Genomic DNA, 13,566 nt, shown 5'->3' with positions numbered 1-13,566 from the left:
ACAAAAAGAAAGGCCGGTCAGACCGGCCTCAATGGATGTGGATTATTTCCAGACGATTAAGCAGTAGTTCTTCTTGCCGCGACGCAGCAGCGTGTAGCGACCAAACAGACGATCGGCCTGCTCAAAACCATACTCCGCGTTCAGCTGGATCTCACCGTTGATGCTGACCGCTTTGGAATCGATCAGCTTACGTGCCTGACCGCGAGACGGTGCCAGATCGCCATCGACCATTGCCTGCTGTAGATCCTGTCCCTGCTCCAGCTCGACGAAGGGTACGCCATCCTGAGCCAGCTGTTCAAAGTCCGCTTCGGTCATGTCACTCAGGCTGCCGGAAAACAGGCTGCGGGTGATACGCTGCGCCGCCAGCAGGCCAGCTTCGCCATGCACCATTTTTGTAACCTGCTCGGCCAGTACATACTGGGCGCGAGGCGCTTTGCCGCTGTTTTTGTCTTCTTCTTCCAGCGCATTGATTTCGGCAATGTCCATAAAGGTGAAGAACTTCAGGAAGCGGTAGACATCCGCATCAGCCGTATTGATCCAGAACTGGTAGAACTTGTACGGGCTGGTTTTCTTCGCATCCAGCCATACCGCGCCGCCTTCGGTCTTGCCAAATTTGGTGCCGTCAGACTTGGTGATTAACGGTACGGTCAGGCCAAAGACCTGATTCTGATGCAGGCGACGCGTCAAATCGATACCGGAGGTGATGTTACCCCACTGATCGGAACCGCCGATCTGCAACGCAACGCCATATTGCTCATTCAGGCAGGCGAAATCGTAGCCTTGCAGCAGATTGTAGGAGAATTCGGTAAAGGAGATGCCCTGATCGTCACGGTTCAGGCGCTGCTTTACCGCTTCTTTATTGATCATCTGGTTTACAGAGAAGTGTTTGCCAATATCGCGCAGGAAAGTCAGCACGTTCATGCTGCCAAACCAGTCGTAGTTATTGGCTGCAATGGCGCTGTTGTCGCCGCAGTCAAAATCGAGGAACGGGGCGACCTGACGGCGAATTTTTTCTACCCACTCGTTAACCGTATCGCTGGTGTTGAGCTTGCGTTCGGCCGCTTTGAAACTCGGGTCGCCGATCAGACCGGTTGCGCCGCCGACCAGTGCAACAGGACGGTGTCCGGCATCCTGGAAACGTTTCAGGCAGAGTAACGGGACCAGATGCCCCAAGTGCAAGCTGTCGGCGGTTGGATCAAAGCCGCAATAGAGTGCGATTGGCCCTTGCGCCAGTCGTTCTGCTAACGCGTCCTCATCCGTTACCTGGGCTACCAGGCCCCGCTCTTGCAATTGTTTGATCAGGTTACTGCTGGCCATCTGTGACTCCATGAAAAAAAAGTCTGCACCTATGCTGGTACACAGCTTTCCGCTGACTAGCGGAGAAAATTAGGGACATAGAATAAAGCGCTGGCGCACTCTGTGCCAGCGCTTAACACCATTATTTCGCGCGTTTAAGGTGCGAGCCGGTCAATTTGCCAGCCGTCGGCTTCACGCTGGTAGAAAAAACGGTCATGCAGCCGGTGTTCACCGCCCTGCCAGAACTCCATTGACTCAATAACAATGCGATAGCCGCCCCAAAAACTCGGCAGCGGCACTTCGCCCTGCTGGAACTTTTGCTTTAGCTCAAGGAATTTTCCTTCCAGTACGCCACGTGCCGAAATACGGCTCGACTGTTTTGAAACCCAGGCGCCGATCTGGCTTTCGCGGGGGCGACTGTGAAAATATTTTACCACGTCAATCATCGACAGTTTTTCAACACGCCCCAATACCATCACCTGGCGTTCAAGCATGTGCCAGGGAAACAGCAGGCTGATGCGCGGGTTTTTTTCAAGATGATGCGCTTTGCGGCTGCCAAGATTGGTGTAAAACACCATCCCGCGCTGATCGAAATGTTTTAGCAATACAATACGTTGATAAGGCTGACCGTTCTCATCAACCGTGGCAACACTCATCGCTGTAGGATCGGGCAGCTGTGCTTCAACCGCCTGGCCAAGCCAGTGCTCAAACAGCGCCAGCGGGTCGGCTGGCAGATCCTTACGGCGCAGACCACCACGGGTATATTCACGGCGCAGATGGGCAATCTGCTGCAAATTATCGCTCTCGTTCATCGCTCAGGTTTCCACTGACAGGGGAAAGGCATTGTGCGCCTCATCATAATAGATTTCAACGGTTTAACTGTTATTCAGCTGGCAGTCATTGATGATGACTTTATCATTACGTTCAATAAATGCACCCTCGCCTTTCGACCAGAAAACATAATGACCATCACCGTAACGGGTGCCTGAGGCGGCAGGCAGCTGCTTCAGCGTCAGCGGATTGCCATCAAGAATAAGATTAACCTCCTGCCGGGCATTATCCAGCTTCACCGTCAGCGGCAGCGTACCGCACTGGTAGTGCAGCGTTACCGGCCTTTCAGGCGACGAATGAAACAGGCTACAGCCAGAAAGCAACAGGGTTGTCAGCATAAGAACGGTTTTCATGCTTGCTCCTTAAGGTTGTTAAAGCGCGTCTTATCTACAGCGCGGAATATTGGCCGGAAAAATCGCACCGAGTACCGAGGCTTCCCGCGCGCCGGTAACAGAGGGTAAATTTCCCGGTTCGCCGGAGAGGGTGCGGTATGCCAGCCAGGCAAAGGCCAGCGCTTCAATATCGTCGCCGTCCAGGCCAGCCCGATCGGTTGAACTGATTTCCGTTCCCGCCAGCTGGTTTGCCAGACGCGCCATCAGCAGTGGATTTTTGCCGCCGCCGCCGCATACCAGCAGCCGCTCGCAGCCGCCGCTTAGCATCACCTGTTCGGCAATCGTTATCGCGGTTAGCTCTGTCAGCGTTGCCTGGACGTCCTGCGCGGCCAGGCCAGGGAAATTGGCCAGCTGCTGTTCTATCCAGCCAAGATTGAAATATTCCCGCCCGGTAGATTTAGGCGCCGGCAGTGAAAACCAGGGATCGGACAGCATCTGTTTCAGCAAAGGATAAATAATTTGCCCGCGGCTGCCCCATTCGCCATTTTTATCAAACGGCTGCTGCTGCTGCCGCCAAATCCAGGCATCCAGCAGCATATTTCCCGGCCCGGTGTCGTAACCCCCGACCGGTTTGCCCGGGATCAACAATGACAGGTTGGCTATCCCGCCGATATTCAGCACCATGCGTCGCTCACCAGGGTGCATCAGCACTGCCTGATGAAAAGCCGGCACCAGCGGCGCGCCCTGACCACCCAGCGCCATATCACGCCGGCGAAAATCCCCCACCACCGTGATACCGGTCGCTGCTGCTATCTGATTGTTATCGCCAATTTGCAACGTGTTAGGCGCGTCGCCCTGCGGTTCATGCCAGACGGTCTGACCATGGCAACCAATGGCGGTGATATCTTCTCTCTCTAAACCTTCACGACGAATCAGCGTCAGCACCGCATCGGCAAACAGGCGTCCCAGTTTTGTATCCAGCTGCCCGAGTTGCGAAAGCGTCAGCGGCTGCCCCTGGCTGATGGCTAACACGGCCTGACGCAGTTCGCCCGGGATGGGATGGCAATAGCTGGCCTGCTGCGCCACCATTTGCTGGTCAATCGCAGCCAGCACCACATCGACGCCATCGAGACTGGTTCCTGACATCACGCCTATATAGCGTCCAGATTTCATGCTTATGCCTTACCCGCGATCGGGGAGATGAGATTATCTCTACAGCGTCGCAAAAATAGTACTGCAATTCTATGATTAACTATGCGTTTTCCGAGCTGTATTCCTTTTTTACGAAGAGCGCTGGCAATTCACAACCAATTGATTCCAGGTTTAGCTTGCCTGCGCTATCCTTAAACCAGTTTTCTTAACCCAATCAGTACGCAGGCCTTGCCTGTGCCATATAATTACGTTATTGATCGCTGCGCAATTGACTGCAGCAAATGGAAATCGAAGGAGTTTTGACAATGTTCAAGCGCATATTGATCGTGGCACTGACTGGCGTAACTTTAGCGGGATGTACGAACACCAGTAATCTTTCCGGAGATGTCTACAGTGCGTCGGAAGCGAAACAGGTGCAAAGCGTCACCTACGGCACGCTGGTCGCAGTGAGACCCGTGCAAATTCAGGGCGGCGATGACAGCAATGTTATCGGCGCGATTGGCGGCGCGGTGCTGGGTGGCTTCCTGGGGAATACGCTTGGCGGCGGCACCGGTCGTAGCCTGGCAACGGCTGCGGGCGCGGTAGCAGGCGGCGTTGCGGGTCAGGGTGTTCAGGGCTCAATGAATAAAACCGAAGGCGTGGAGCTTGAGATCCGTAAGGATGATGGCAACACCATTATGGTGGTCCAGAAACAGGCCGCCAGCCGTTATGCTGTTGGTCAACGCGTGGCGATGGCCTCAAACGGCAGCCAGGTCACCGTTTCCCCACGTTAAATGCGAAAGAACCGGCAAAAAGCCGGTTCTTTTATTCATCCCGGTTTTGTAGCTCCAGGATATTTTTTTCCAGACGGGCAATCAGCGTCACCATTTTGTCGATCTCCTGTTGGGAGATACCCGATAAAATATCGTCTCGGGTGGCATCAATTACATGTTCAACCTGAGTGATAATCGGTGCAGCTTCTTCTGTCAGTTTAATCCGCTTTGCGCGGCGATCGCTGGCGCAGGTTGTACGCGTAATCAGCCCTTTTTCTTCCAGCTGATCCAGCGTGCGTACCAGAGAGGGCTGTTCAATACCAATGGCCTTGGCCAGCTGGATTTGCGACTGCTCAGGCGGCAGCTGATGGATATTATGCAGCGTTACCCAATGTGTTTGCGTCAGTTCCAGCGGTTTTAACCGTTGATCGATTAAAGAACGCCAGATGCGCACCAGTCTTGCCAGGTCCGTTCCTAAGGGGGTATCCAATTTCATCTCCTTATAATTAGCTTGCTAGCTATCAAGCTTGATTCTAGACTATTCTGCGAGTTTACAGGACAAAATACAAATTCATCCGCCATGAAACTGTATTGCTAACCCGGCCCGTAACACGCGATCCGGCAAGAGGGAATCACTCCGTGGGCAACGCGCATTCAACCTCCGCATCACCACTGACCGACCTGGTATTTGGCGCGTCAGTCTATTTTCCACCGCTGTTTAAAGCCGTGCTGTTAGGTTTTTTCTTCTGGTTACTGATCCATCCGCTGTTACGCAACTGGATCTACTCCGGGGAGATCTGGCATCCCACGCTGTTAGATCTTTCTCTGTTTATTCTTTGCGTCAGCGCTTCGCTGTGGCTTCTCCTGGTGATCGTATGAAATTCAGCACGTTAAAATACTTCTCCACCCTGATTTTTTTTGCCGCTGCGCTTCTTGCCGGCTGGTGGCTGTGGAATTACTACATGCAGTCTCCCTGGACGCGAGACGGTAAAGTTCGCGCCGAGCTGGTCAATATCACCCCGCAGGTTTCCGGGCGGATCGCGCAGTTGCCGATAAAAGATAATCAGTACGTCACTCAAGGCAGCAAGCTGATGACGCTGGATGATGAGCCTTTTCGCATTGCCGTTCTGAACGCCGAGTCGGGGCTGGCGAAGGCGCAATCTGATCTGTTGAAGGCGCAGCACGAAGCTCGCCGACGTCAGAATCTCCCGCGCAATGTCATTTCCGCGGAAGATCTGGATGCGGCGAATCTCAATGCTAAAGCGATGGAGGCTGCGGAGAAGGCGGCGCAGGCCGAGCTGGAGCAGGCTAAATGGAATCTTTCGCAAACGCAGATTTATGCACCGGCCGACGGCTGGATCAGTAATCTGGTGGTGCGGCCCGGCAATTATGCCACCAGCGGGACGCCGATTGTGGCACTGGTCGACAGCCACTCTTTCTACGTGATGGGCTATTTTGAAGAAACCAAGCTACGCCATATTCGTGCCGGTTATAAAGCGTCCATTCGCTTATACAGCGATAATCGGGAACTGACGGGCGAAGTGGAGAGTATTGGCCGGGCCATTTACGATCAGAGCGTTGAAACCGACAGCGGGCTGATCCCGGATATTAAACCTAACGTTCCCTGGGTGCGTCTTGCGCAGCGAGTGCCAGTGCGTATCCGGCTGACTGGGGTGCCCAAAGATTTGCCGCTTGTCGCTGGCACCACCTGCAGTATTTCCATTCAACCATGAATCTTAGCTGGCTGGAGTGGCAACAGCTGCCATGGATTAAGGCCACGCCGGGACAATGGCGCTATGCGTTACGCAACGCCATTGCCATGTGTCTGGCGCTGAGCATCGCCTATGGCCTGGATTTGGACGAACCTTACTGGGCAATGACCTCTGCCGCCGTGGTGAGTTTTCCTACCTTAGGCGGGGTGATCGGCAAAAGTTTGGGTCGCATTGCCGGCAGCCTGATGGGGGCAGCCGCCGCACTGCTGATTGCCGGGCATACGTTGAATGAACCCTGGCTGTTTGCCCTGGCCATCGCTTCCTGGCTGGCACTCTGTACCTGGATCCAAAACCACTATCAAAATAATGTCGCCTACGCTTTCTCGCTTGCAGGCTATACAGCAGCGATCATTGCCTTTACCACGGTGAACGTTACCGATATTAGCGACCTGTGGGATATTACTCAGGCCCGCGTCTGTGAAGTGATTTCCGGCATCCTGTGCGGCGGGCTGATGATGATGATTTTGCCCAGCACCTCCGATGGCGATACCCTGATAACATCGCTGAAGGAGATGCACGGTCGCCTGCTGGAGCATGCTAACCTGCTGTTGCAGCGTGAAACCACCGATAATGTTCGCAGCGCGCATGAAAACGTTATTGGGCAGATTTTGACCATGAATCTGCTGCGCATTCAGGCTTTCTGGAGTCACTATCGCTTTCGGCGTCAAAACCATGTCCTTAACTATGTGCTTCATCAGCAGCTGCGGCTGACCAGCGTGATTTCCAGCCTGCGGCGGATGCTGCTCAACTGGCCCGATCCTCCTGAAATCGTCTTCACCGCCCTTCAGCAACTGTTGACCGAACTGGCGCGCAGCGACTGCGATAAATATCAGCTCGCCCGCATCCTGGCGAGCGCGGCACCACAAGACAAAGGCGATTACCGCCATCATGCCTTCTGGCATCGGCTGCGCTACTTTTGCTGGCTGTATCTGAATGTCAGCCGCTGGCTACGCCAGTTCGAACGGGCCGATGCCGACACCTTGCTTTCACCTCCGCCGGTTCCCGCATTAGCACGGCACAGCGACAGCGCTGAAGCCAGCTGGAGTGCGTTACGCACTTTTGTTGTCATCGTGTTGGGCTGCGCGTTTACGATTACCACCCAGTGGGATTCAGGCGATGCTGCACTGACTCTCGCCGCTATCAGCTGCGTGCTGTATTCTTCGGTGCCCTCGCCCACCAGCAGCGTTTCGCTGCTGCTTAAAACGCTGCTGCTGCTGTCCGTTTTCAGCTTTATCATCAAATTTGGCCTGATGGTACAGGTCAGCGTGCTGTGGCAGTTTTTACTTTTTCTGTTCCCGCTGCTGATTACGCTTCAGCTGTTTAAGCTGCAACAGAAAAAGCGTGCCAGCCTGTGGGCGCAGCTGATTGTCTTCGGCGGCTCGTTTTTAGCGGTGACGAATCCACCTGATTACGATTACCAAAGCTTTCTTAACGATAACATTGCTAAAGTTTGCGGCGTGCTGCTGGTTTGGGTGGCGTTTCAGATTTTGCGGCCCAGCTCGGATAAACGCCGCAGCCGCCGTCATATACGCGCGCTCAGAAGGGAGTTTCTCGATCAGCTAAGCCGGCGGCCGCAGCGCAACCAGAGTCATTTTGAATCGCTGATTTACTATCGGGTTAATCAGCTGAACAATAGTCGGGATGAACCGGCCCGCATCTGGCTTTTACGCTGGGGCGTGGTGTTGCTGAACTGCTCACATATCGTCTGGCAGCTGCGGGAATGGCAAACGGATTCCGCAACGCTTGCTGCGCTGCGTGATGCCACACTGCGTAATCTGCAACAAATTATCAGCGTGAAGGGCGTGCAGCAGGATCCGCTGGATAACACCCTTAATGAACTCCAAACCATTGTTACCACGCTGGCGGCGGGCCATACCGCAAATGAGACGGAGCTGGCCGGGATCGTCTGGCGACTCTACTGCTCGCTCTCTCAGCTGCGTGTGGCACTACCTCAGTAAGCCGGCCGGTTTCATCCGGCAGGATAATTCCGGTAGCACGCTTTATACACTCAGCTTCCGCGATAGGTGGAATAGCCATACTGACTCAACAACAGAGGAACGTGATAATGCTCCCCGGTGTTGGTGATATGAAATTCCACGGGGATTTCCGGGAAGAAGCTCTCCATGTGCTGTGCCGAGAAATATTTTCCCGTCTGGAACACTACCCGGTAATCGCCGGCAGCCGCTGGCTGCGCTGGCCACAACGCGGGAATACGGCCTTCTTGATCCGTGGTTGCTGCATTAAGCTTTTTCCAGCCATCACTCTGCTTTTGTTCCAGGGTAACTTCCACGCCAGAAGCGGGTTTGCCAGTCTGCTGGTTAAGGATATGGACGCTTAACAGATTTTTGGCCTGACCCACCGCGGGGAGCGACAGTGCCATAACAAGAGCGGTAAAGATGAGGTTCTTTTTCATTTTTGGTTTCCATTATTTTCGACCAGTACAGCATAACCTGCAACGGATACCGTCCACCTGACAGCAGCATGACATTATTGTCATATTGCGCTAATCAGCAGGACAAATTACTGACCCCATGGCAGACTTGCCTGATGAAAATACTCCTCATTGAAGACAACCAAAAAGCCCGTGACTGGGTAAGTAAAGGACTACAGGAAGCGGGTTACGTAGTGGACGCGGTGGGTGATGGACGAGACGGCCTGCACCTTGCGCTGGAAGGGAACTATAGCCTGATCGTTCTGGATATTATGCTGCCAGGCCTGGACGGGTGGCAGATACTGCAACTGCTCAGAACCACCCGCCCGGTTCCGGTTATTTGTCTTACGGCAAGAGACTCCGTAGACGATCGAATCCGTGGTCTGGAACTGGGTGCCAACGATTATCTGGTGAAACCCTTCTCTTTTGCTGAGCTTCTGGCTCGCGTACGTTCGCAGCTGCGGCAACATAATGTCGCCGATACGACATTAAAAGTGGCGGATTTGGAAATGGATTTAGTGCGGCAATCCGTGATCCGGGAAGGAAAAAGTATCGCATTAACCCGACGAGAATTTGCGCTACTGTGGCTGCTGGCTACCCGGGCCGGGGAGATCGTGCCACGAACGTTAATTGCCAGTGAAGTATGGGGCATTAACTACGATAACGAGACCAATACCGTCGACGTCGCTATCCGCCGGTTACGCCGTAAGATGGACGACCCTTACAGGCATAAACTGATTACCACCGTGCGTGGTATGGGATATTGCCTGTCGGCGAATGGGGAACGGAATGCTTAGGATATCCCTGACGCTCAGGCTGACGATAGTCTTTATTGTCCTTGTTACGCTGGCCTGCACCGGCATCACCTTTACGCTATATCGGGCGCTGGAAAATGAGCTGATATGGCGTGACGAGCAGACGCTGATTAACCGTGGCGCTCAGCTGAGACAACTCCTGCTGGATGGTGCTGAACCTGCTTCGTTACCGCTTTACTTCAACCGTATGGTTGATACCCACCAGGATATTCTTGTCATTCATCCTGCACGGGGCAAGGATGTGGCTATCAACCATACGGGCATCACGCTGCCCCCGGTTGCGACTTTACCTGTAGAACAGGCTGCAACGGCCAGGGCGCTTTATCGCTCGCGGGTTAATAACGGCGATGAAATCACTATTCTGGGTCTGCAGGGCAGTTTTGACGGCCTGCCGGTCACTATTGTTGTAGCCAGAATAAACAGTGAAAGAGCCAGGGTTCTGGCCAGCTATCGGCAAAAGAGTTTTTTTGTCAGCCTTGCGGCGGTGTTGCTGAGCGCCATTCTCAGCCCCCTGCTTATTCGCCGGAGTTTACGGGCAATAAAGATGCTCAGTGAAATTACCGCGACGACAAAGGCGGACCAGCTAAATCAGCCAGTGCCGGTTGGCACACTGCCTGCCGAACTCCTGCCGCTGGGTAATGCGATGAACGTAATGCGCCACCGGCTGGCCGAAGACTTTGCTCGTCTGAACCAGTTCGCCGACGATCTCGCCCATGAGCTCCGCACGCCCGTTAATATTCTGTTAGGGCAAAATCAGGTGGCGCTTATTCAAAAACGCACACCCGAACACTACCAGCAGCTCATTGAGGGCAATATCGAAGAGCTGGAAAACCTGTCACGGCTGACGGATAACATTCTTTTTTTATCACGTGCAGATCATCACAATATCACTCTGCAAAAAGCGCATTGGCCGTTACACGATATGCTGGAGAACATTATCGATTTCATGGACTCTCTGGCTGAGGAGCATACTGTCAGCCTGAACCTGGACGCTTCGGGGTGGGTCTTTGCGGATAAGATACTTTTCCAGCGAGCAGTAATAAATTTGTTAACTAACGCTATCCGGCATGCACCCATGCAGAGTCAAATCACCCTTCGTGCCCGCTCAGATCATACTGCCGCCGAAGTGCAGGTTAGTAATCAGGGTCTGCCATTAACCGAGACTGAGAAGCTTTTCCGACGATTTTGGCGAGGAGACAACTCACGTCATACGCCCGGTTCCGGTCTTGGGCTCTCGCTGGTTAGTGCCATTGCGAAACTTCATGACGGGCGGTGCTGGTATCAACATTGCCGGGGGGAAAATATTTTTGGAATCAGCTTCACTAATCACATTGATAAATAAAATAACGGCAGAAAACGGCCCTCTGACAGACCGCTTTCTGGCATTCACTCACTTCACTGCTGTCCATTTTCGCTTCTTTTAGCGAAAAAAATGTTGTGCAGCCGTTATTCAGATAACGCCACAGGCAAATCTTCCGCCTCCGCCGCCCAACGGTTGAGGATGATCGGAATGGTTATCGCCACCCACGTGCACCATCAACGCTTTACCTTTTACTTCCGACAGTTTTTTAAGGCGGGGTGCGAGAACAGGATACGTTGAGGTGCCGTCATCCGTAACAAACAGTGCCGGTAAATCGCCTAAATGGCCGGGTTGCCAGGGCCCCAGGTGCTTCCCGGTTTTTTCCGGGTCAAGATGTCCGCCCGCTGCGCCAGCGGCAACCACTTTACCGTCCGTTGTTTTCGGCTCGCAGCTCCCGTTAGCATGAACGTGAAAGCCGTGAATGCCCGGCGGTAGCGCTTTCAGCTGGGGCGTAAAACTCAGGCCGTAAGGTGTTTCATCAATGGTGACAAAGCCAATGCTCTCTCCGGCTCCTTTTTCGGTAGCCAGCTTGATCTCTACTTTTTCGCTGGCGGCATGCGCCAGCCCGCACAGCCCGAGAGATAACACCAGTAAATTAATGCGTTTCATACGCTTTCCTCAACAGTCTTTAAGAGCTTTAAGTCTGAACAGAATTCCGGAAAACGCCTGAAAAAAAGCGCATAAAGATAAGTAAAATTTTCAGAAAAGTGACGGCTGTTCAGGATCGGCCGGCGATTCAGGTTTATGGATGCGCTGCAATCGTTGATAGCGTAACCGACATAAACGCAGTATCTCGCGCTTTTGCGTATCGCTAAATGCCATCCAGTTAAAGCGCTCTTCCCGGCTGCGCATGCACCCACGGCAGTAGCCTCGTTCGTCAGCCTGACAAATACCCCGACAGGGACTGGGTACGGGAAAAAATTCTAATTGTTCGGCCACGTCGGCTCCCGGTTAGTGAACGCCCTTCTATTCAAGTTCCTCTGCGCGTTTCCGGCAAGTTAATCGTGACGCAAGTCGTCCACGCCAGCAAGCGTCTCGTTTGTGAACCCAATAACAGAGTTATAAATTTTATAATGGATCTGATCATTGTTTAGCAATTATTAAGGTTTAGTTAATGTAATACCGCTATGCTGATCGAAGAATCTTCCGTGACTGGGCTGCCATGAACCTGCTGAGAAAGTTACACTGTAACGAAAACACCTTTAACCTCTTAATGGCTTTTTTCTTTACCTTTATTCTTAATGCCGTTTTCCTCTTTCATGCCTGGGAAACGATTCCCTACCAGAAACTGCGGGACTATTTGTTCGCTGCTACGATCCCGCTGGTATTGTTCAGCGCCTTTTTATTTATTTTCAGCGTGGCTGCCCTGCCATGGATACGTAAGCCCCTGCTGATGGTGCTGGTAATAGCCAGCGCGGCAGCAAACTATTTTATCTACAGTTTTGGCACGGTTATCGACACGAATATGATTCAGAACGTGTTTGAGACCGACATGCAGGAAGCGGCCGCATTGTTCAGTCTGCGTTACGTCATTTGGCTAATGGCCGCAGGCATAATACCCGCCCTGGCGATATTACTGGTAAAGATAAAAACCCGTTATCCCTGGTGGATGAATATCGCCTTTCGCGCTATAACCGCGCTGGTTTCCATATTGGTTATCTTGCTTGTCGCCGCATTATTCTATAAAGAATACGCGTCACTGGTGCGCAACAATAAAGGCCTGGTAAAAATGGTGACGCCCGCTAACGTGCTTAGCGGCATAGGTCATTATGCGGATAATCGCTGGTTTGCCGGGAATCAGACGCTGGTTAAAATCGGTGAGGATGCGCAAAAAGGCCCGCTGATTAGCGCCGAAAAGAAAAAGACCCTGGTGGTTTTTGTGTTGGGCGAAACGGCACGCGCAGAAAATTTTTCGCTCGGCGGCTATGCGCGGGAAACCAATCCAAAACTCAAGCAGGAGGGCGTCATATATTATCGCAATGCCACCTCCTGCGGTACGGAAACCGCCATCTCCGTGCCCTGCATGTTTTCCAATATGCCACGTGAGCATTACGACGCCAATCTTGCCCACCATCAGGAAGGCGTGCTGGATGTGATGGCCCATGCTGGCATCAATGTGCTCTGGCGTGAAAACGATGGCGGCTGCAAAGGCACCTGCAATCGCGTTCCCCATACCGATATGACCAAATGGCAGCTTAACACCCTGTGTCAGGATGAATCCTGTCTGGATGACGTTTTGCTTTACCGGCTCAATCACTATATCGACAGCATTAAAGACGATACGGTGATCGTTTTGCATCAAATGGGCAGCCACGGCCCGGCCTACTTCCGCCGTTATCCCGCGACGATGCGCCAGTTCACGCCGACCTGCGACAGTAATCAAATTCAGGATTGCGATCATCAGGCGCTGGTTAATACCTATGATAATTCGATTCTTTATACCGACTCGATGCTGAGTGAGACAATCGGTCTGCTGAAGTCTTACAGTGAGAAGTACAACGTGGCGCTAATTTATCTCTCTGACCACGGTGAATCGTTGGGAGAACATGGCATGTATCTGCATGGCGCCCCTTATGTTTTTGCCCCCTCCCAGCAAACCCATATTCCTTTGTTACTCTGGCTGTCGCCCGATTATCTGCGGACATATGGCATAAAAGAGCAGTGCTTACAGCAGGAAGCGCTCAGCTCAGATGTTTCACAAGACAATGTTTTTCATACCTTATTGGGCATGATGAACGTGCAAACGACGGTGTATCAGCCTTCACTTGATATGATCCGTTCGTGCCAGTCCTGAATCGGTGGATTTGTAACAGACCGATTGGTCT

15 protein-coding genes are annotated in these 13,566 nt (G+C 52.9%); 7 read left to right on the top strand and 8 right to left on the bottom strand.

The genetic code is table 11. From position 1 onward, the window contains the following. Positions 1-42: 42 nt before the first annotated feature. From tyrS to anmK, 4 genes are all read right to left on the bottom strand, one after another. Positions 43-1,317 carry a tyrosine--tRNA ligase gene (tyrS, locus tag AAGQ96_RS09195; RefSeq protein ID WP_147197361.1) on the bottom strand — a complete coding sequence of 425 codons (1,275 nt, stop codon included), beginning with the start codon at positions 1,315-1,317 and terminating at the stop codon, positions 43-45. Between the two features lie 134 nt (positions 1,318-1,451). Further along, positions 1,452-2,108 (bottom strand): pyridoxamine 5'-phosphate oxidase, encoded by a 657-nt coding sequence (gene pdxH / locus AAGQ96_RS09190; protein ID WP_147197359.1) that lies wholly within the window; start codon positions 2,106-2,108, stop codon positions 1,452-1,454. Between the two features lie 63 nt (positions 2,109-2,171). Continuing rightward, the gene (locus AAGQ96_RS09185) at positions 2,172-2,480 is read right to left on the bottom strand and encodes an MliC family protein (RefSeq protein WP_342755319.1); all 309 of its coding nucleotides are present in this window, start codon (positions 2,478-2,480) and stop codon (positions 2,172-2,174) included. Positions 2,481-2,510: 30 nt separating this feature from the next. Then, positions 2,511-3,632, bottom strand: coding sequence for an anhydro-N-acetylmuramic acid kinase (anmK, locus tag AAGQ96_RS09180; protein ID WP_147197355.1), 1,122 nt, complete (start codon positions 3,630-3,632; stop codon positions 2,511-2,513). A 284-nt stretch (positions 3,633-3,916) separates the two neighbouring features. Here anmK and slyB point away from each other — a divergent pair, with 284 nt between their 5' ends. After that, positions 3,917-4,384 carry an outer membrane lipoprotein SlyB gene (gene slyB / locus AAGQ96_RS09175; RefSeq protein WP_147197353.1) on the top strand — a complete coding sequence of 156 codons (468 nt, stop codon included), beginning with the start codon at positions 3,917-3,919 and terminating at the stop codon, positions 4,382-4,384. Positions 4,385-4,415: 31 nt separating this feature from the next. Here the strand turns inward: slyB and slyA are convergent, their stop codons facing one another. After that, positions 4,416-4,859 carry a transcriptional regulator SlyA gene (gene slyA / locus AAGQ96_RS09170; RefSeq protein WP_305790949.1) on the bottom strand — a complete coding sequence of 148 codons (444 nt, stop codon included), beginning with the start codon at positions 4,857-4,859 and terminating at the stop codon, positions 4,416-4,418. Positions 4,860-5,002: 143 nt separating this feature from the next. Between slyA and AAGQ96_RS09165 the strand changes: the two genes are divergently transcribed. Genes AAGQ96_RS09165 through AAGQ96_RS09155 form a run of 3 tightly spaced genes read left to right on the top strand, consistent with a single transcriptional unit; the run spans position 5,003 to position 8,093 of the window. Beyond that, on the top strand, positions 5,003-5,242 hold the full coding sequence (locus AAGQ96_RS09165) for a DUF1656 domain-containing protein (protein ID WP_342755318.1): 240 nt from the start codon (positions 5,003-5,005) through the stop codon (positions 5,240-5,242). Continuing rightward, a complete protein-coding gene (locus tag AAGQ96_RS09160; protein ID WP_147197347.1) occupies positions 5,239-6,096 on the top strand; it encodes an HlyD family secretion protein in 858 nt (285 codons plus the stop codon). Before AAGQ96_RS09165 ends, AAGQ96_RS09160 begins: the two co-directional genes overlap by 4 nt. Beyond that, a complete protein-coding gene (locus tag AAGQ96_RS09155) occupies positions 6,093-8,093 on the top strand; it encodes an FUSC family protein (protein WP_342755317.1) in 2,001 nt (666 codons plus the stop codon). The genes AAGQ96_RS09160 and AAGQ96_RS09155 overlap by 4 nt, the downstream gene beginning before the upstream one ends. 50 nt (positions 8,094-8,143) lie before the next feature. Here the strand turns inward: AAGQ96_RS09155 and hiuH are convergent, their stop codons facing one another. Further along, the gene (hiuH, locus tag AAGQ96_RS09150) at positions 8,144-8,548 is read right to left on the bottom strand and encodes a hydroxyisourate hydrolase (RefSeq protein ID WP_342755316.1); all 405 of its coding nucleotides are present in this window, start codon (positions 8,546-8,548) and stop codon (positions 8,144-8,146) included. Between the two features lie 134 nt (positions 8,549-8,682). Between hiuH and hprR the strand changes: the two genes are divergently transcribed. Further along, complete coding sequence (gene hprR, locus AAGQ96_RS09145) at positions 8,683-9,363, top strand: response regulator transcription factor HprR (protein ID WP_147197341.1); 681 nt, start codon at positions 8,683-8,685, stop codon at positions 9,361-9,363. Further along, the gene (locus AAGQ96_RS09140) at positions 9,356-10,723 is read left to right on the top strand and encodes a heavy metal sensor histidine kinase (RefSeq protein WP_342755315.1); all 1,368 of its coding nucleotides are present in this window, start codon (positions 9,356-9,358) and stop codon (positions 10,721-10,723) included. Before hprR ends, AAGQ96_RS09140 begins: the two co-directional genes overlap by 8 nt. A 108-nt stretch (positions 10,724-10,831) precedes the next feature. Here the strand turns inward: AAGQ96_RS09140 and sodC are convergent, their stop codons facing one another. Beyond that, the gene (gene sodC / locus AAGQ96_RS09135) at positions 10,832-11,350 is read right to left on the bottom strand and encodes a superoxide dismutase family protein (RefSeq protein ID WP_147197337.1); all 519 of its coding nucleotides are present in this window, start codon (positions 11,348-11,350) and stop codon (positions 10,832-10,834) included. Between the two features lie 90 nt (positions 11,351-11,440). Then, a complete protein-coding gene (locus tag AAGQ96_RS09130; RefSeq protein ID WP_147197335.1) occupies positions 11,441-11,680 on the bottom strand; it encodes a DUF1289 domain-containing protein in 240 nt (79 codons plus the stop codon). A gap of 223 nt (positions 11,681-11,903) precedes the next feature. Between AAGQ96_RS09130 and eptA the strand changes: the two genes are divergently transcribed. Then, positions 11,904-13,535 (top strand): phosphoethanolamine transferase EptA, encoded by a 1,632-nt coding sequence (gene eptA, locus AAGQ96_RS09125; RefSeq protein ID WP_342755314.1) that lies wholly within the window; start codon positions 11,904-11,906, stop codon positions 13,533-13,535. Positions 13,536-13,566: the final 31 nt, after the last annotated feature.

The sequence above is a fragment of the Pantoea sp. MBD-2R genome (assembly GCF_039134845.1).
Taxonomy (GTDB): Bacteria; Pseudomonadota; Gammaproteobacteria; order Enterobacterales; family Enterobacteriaceae; genus Erwinia.
Note: the sequence above shows the minus strand (reverse complement) of the source record. Positions and strands in the feature narration are given on the sequence as shown.

What these genes read in the sequence shown, in the direction of transcription:
- tyrS (WP_147197361.1), bottom strand. Translation starts at nt 1,317, where the DNA reads ATGGCCAGCAGTAACCTGATCAAACAATTGCAAGAGCGGGGCCTGGTA.
- pdxH (WP_147197359.1), bottom strand. Translation starts at nt 2,108, where the DNA reads ATGAACGAGAGCGATAATTTGCAGCAGATTGCCCATCTGCGCCGTGAA.
- AAGQ96_RS09185 (WP_342755319.1), bottom strand. Translation starts at nt 2,480, where the DNA reads ATGAAAACCGTTCTTATGCTGACAACCCTGTTGCTTTCTGGCTGTAGC.
- anmK (WP_147197355.1), bottom strand. Translation starts at nt 3,632, where the DNA reads ATGAAATCTGGACGCTATATAGGCGTGATGTCAGGAACCAGTCTCGAT.
- slyB (WP_147197353.1), top strand. Translation starts at nt 3,917, where the DNA reads ATGTTCAAGCGCATATTGATCGTGGCACTGACTGGCGTAACTTTAGCG.
- slyA (WP_305790949.1), bottom strand. Translation starts at nt 4,859, where the DNA reads ATGAAATTGGATACCCCCTTAGGAACGGACCTGGCAAGACTGGTGCGC.
- AAGQ96_RS09160 (WP_147197347.1), top strand. Translation starts at nt 5,239, where the DNA reads ATGAAATTCAGCACGTTAAAATACTTCTCCACCCTGATTTTTTTTGCC.
- AAGQ96_RS09155 (WP_342755317.1), top strand. Translation starts at nt 6,093, where the DNA reads ATGAATCTTAGCTGGCTGGAGTGGCAACAGCTGCCATGGATTAAGGCC.
- hiuH (WP_342755316.1), bottom strand. Translation starts at nt 8,548, where the DNA reads ATGAAAAAGAACCTCATCTTTACCGCTCTTGTTATGGCACTGTCGCTC.
- hprR (WP_147197341.1), top strand. Translation starts at nt 8,683, where the DNA reads ATGAAAATACTCCTCATTGAAGACAACCAAAAAGCCCGTGACTGGGTA.
- AAGQ96_RS09140 (WP_342755315.1), top strand. Translation starts at nt 9,356, where the DNA reads ATGCTTAGGATATCCCTGACGCTCAGGCTGACGATAGTCTTTATTGTC.
- sodC (WP_147197337.1), bottom strand. Translation starts at nt 11,350, where the DNA reads ATGAAACGCATTAATTTACTGGTGTTATCTCTCGGGCTGTGCGGGCTG.
- eptA (WP_342755314.1), top strand. Translation starts at nt 11,904, where the DNA reads ATGAACCTGCTGAGAAAGTTACACTGTAACGAAAACACCTTTAACCTC.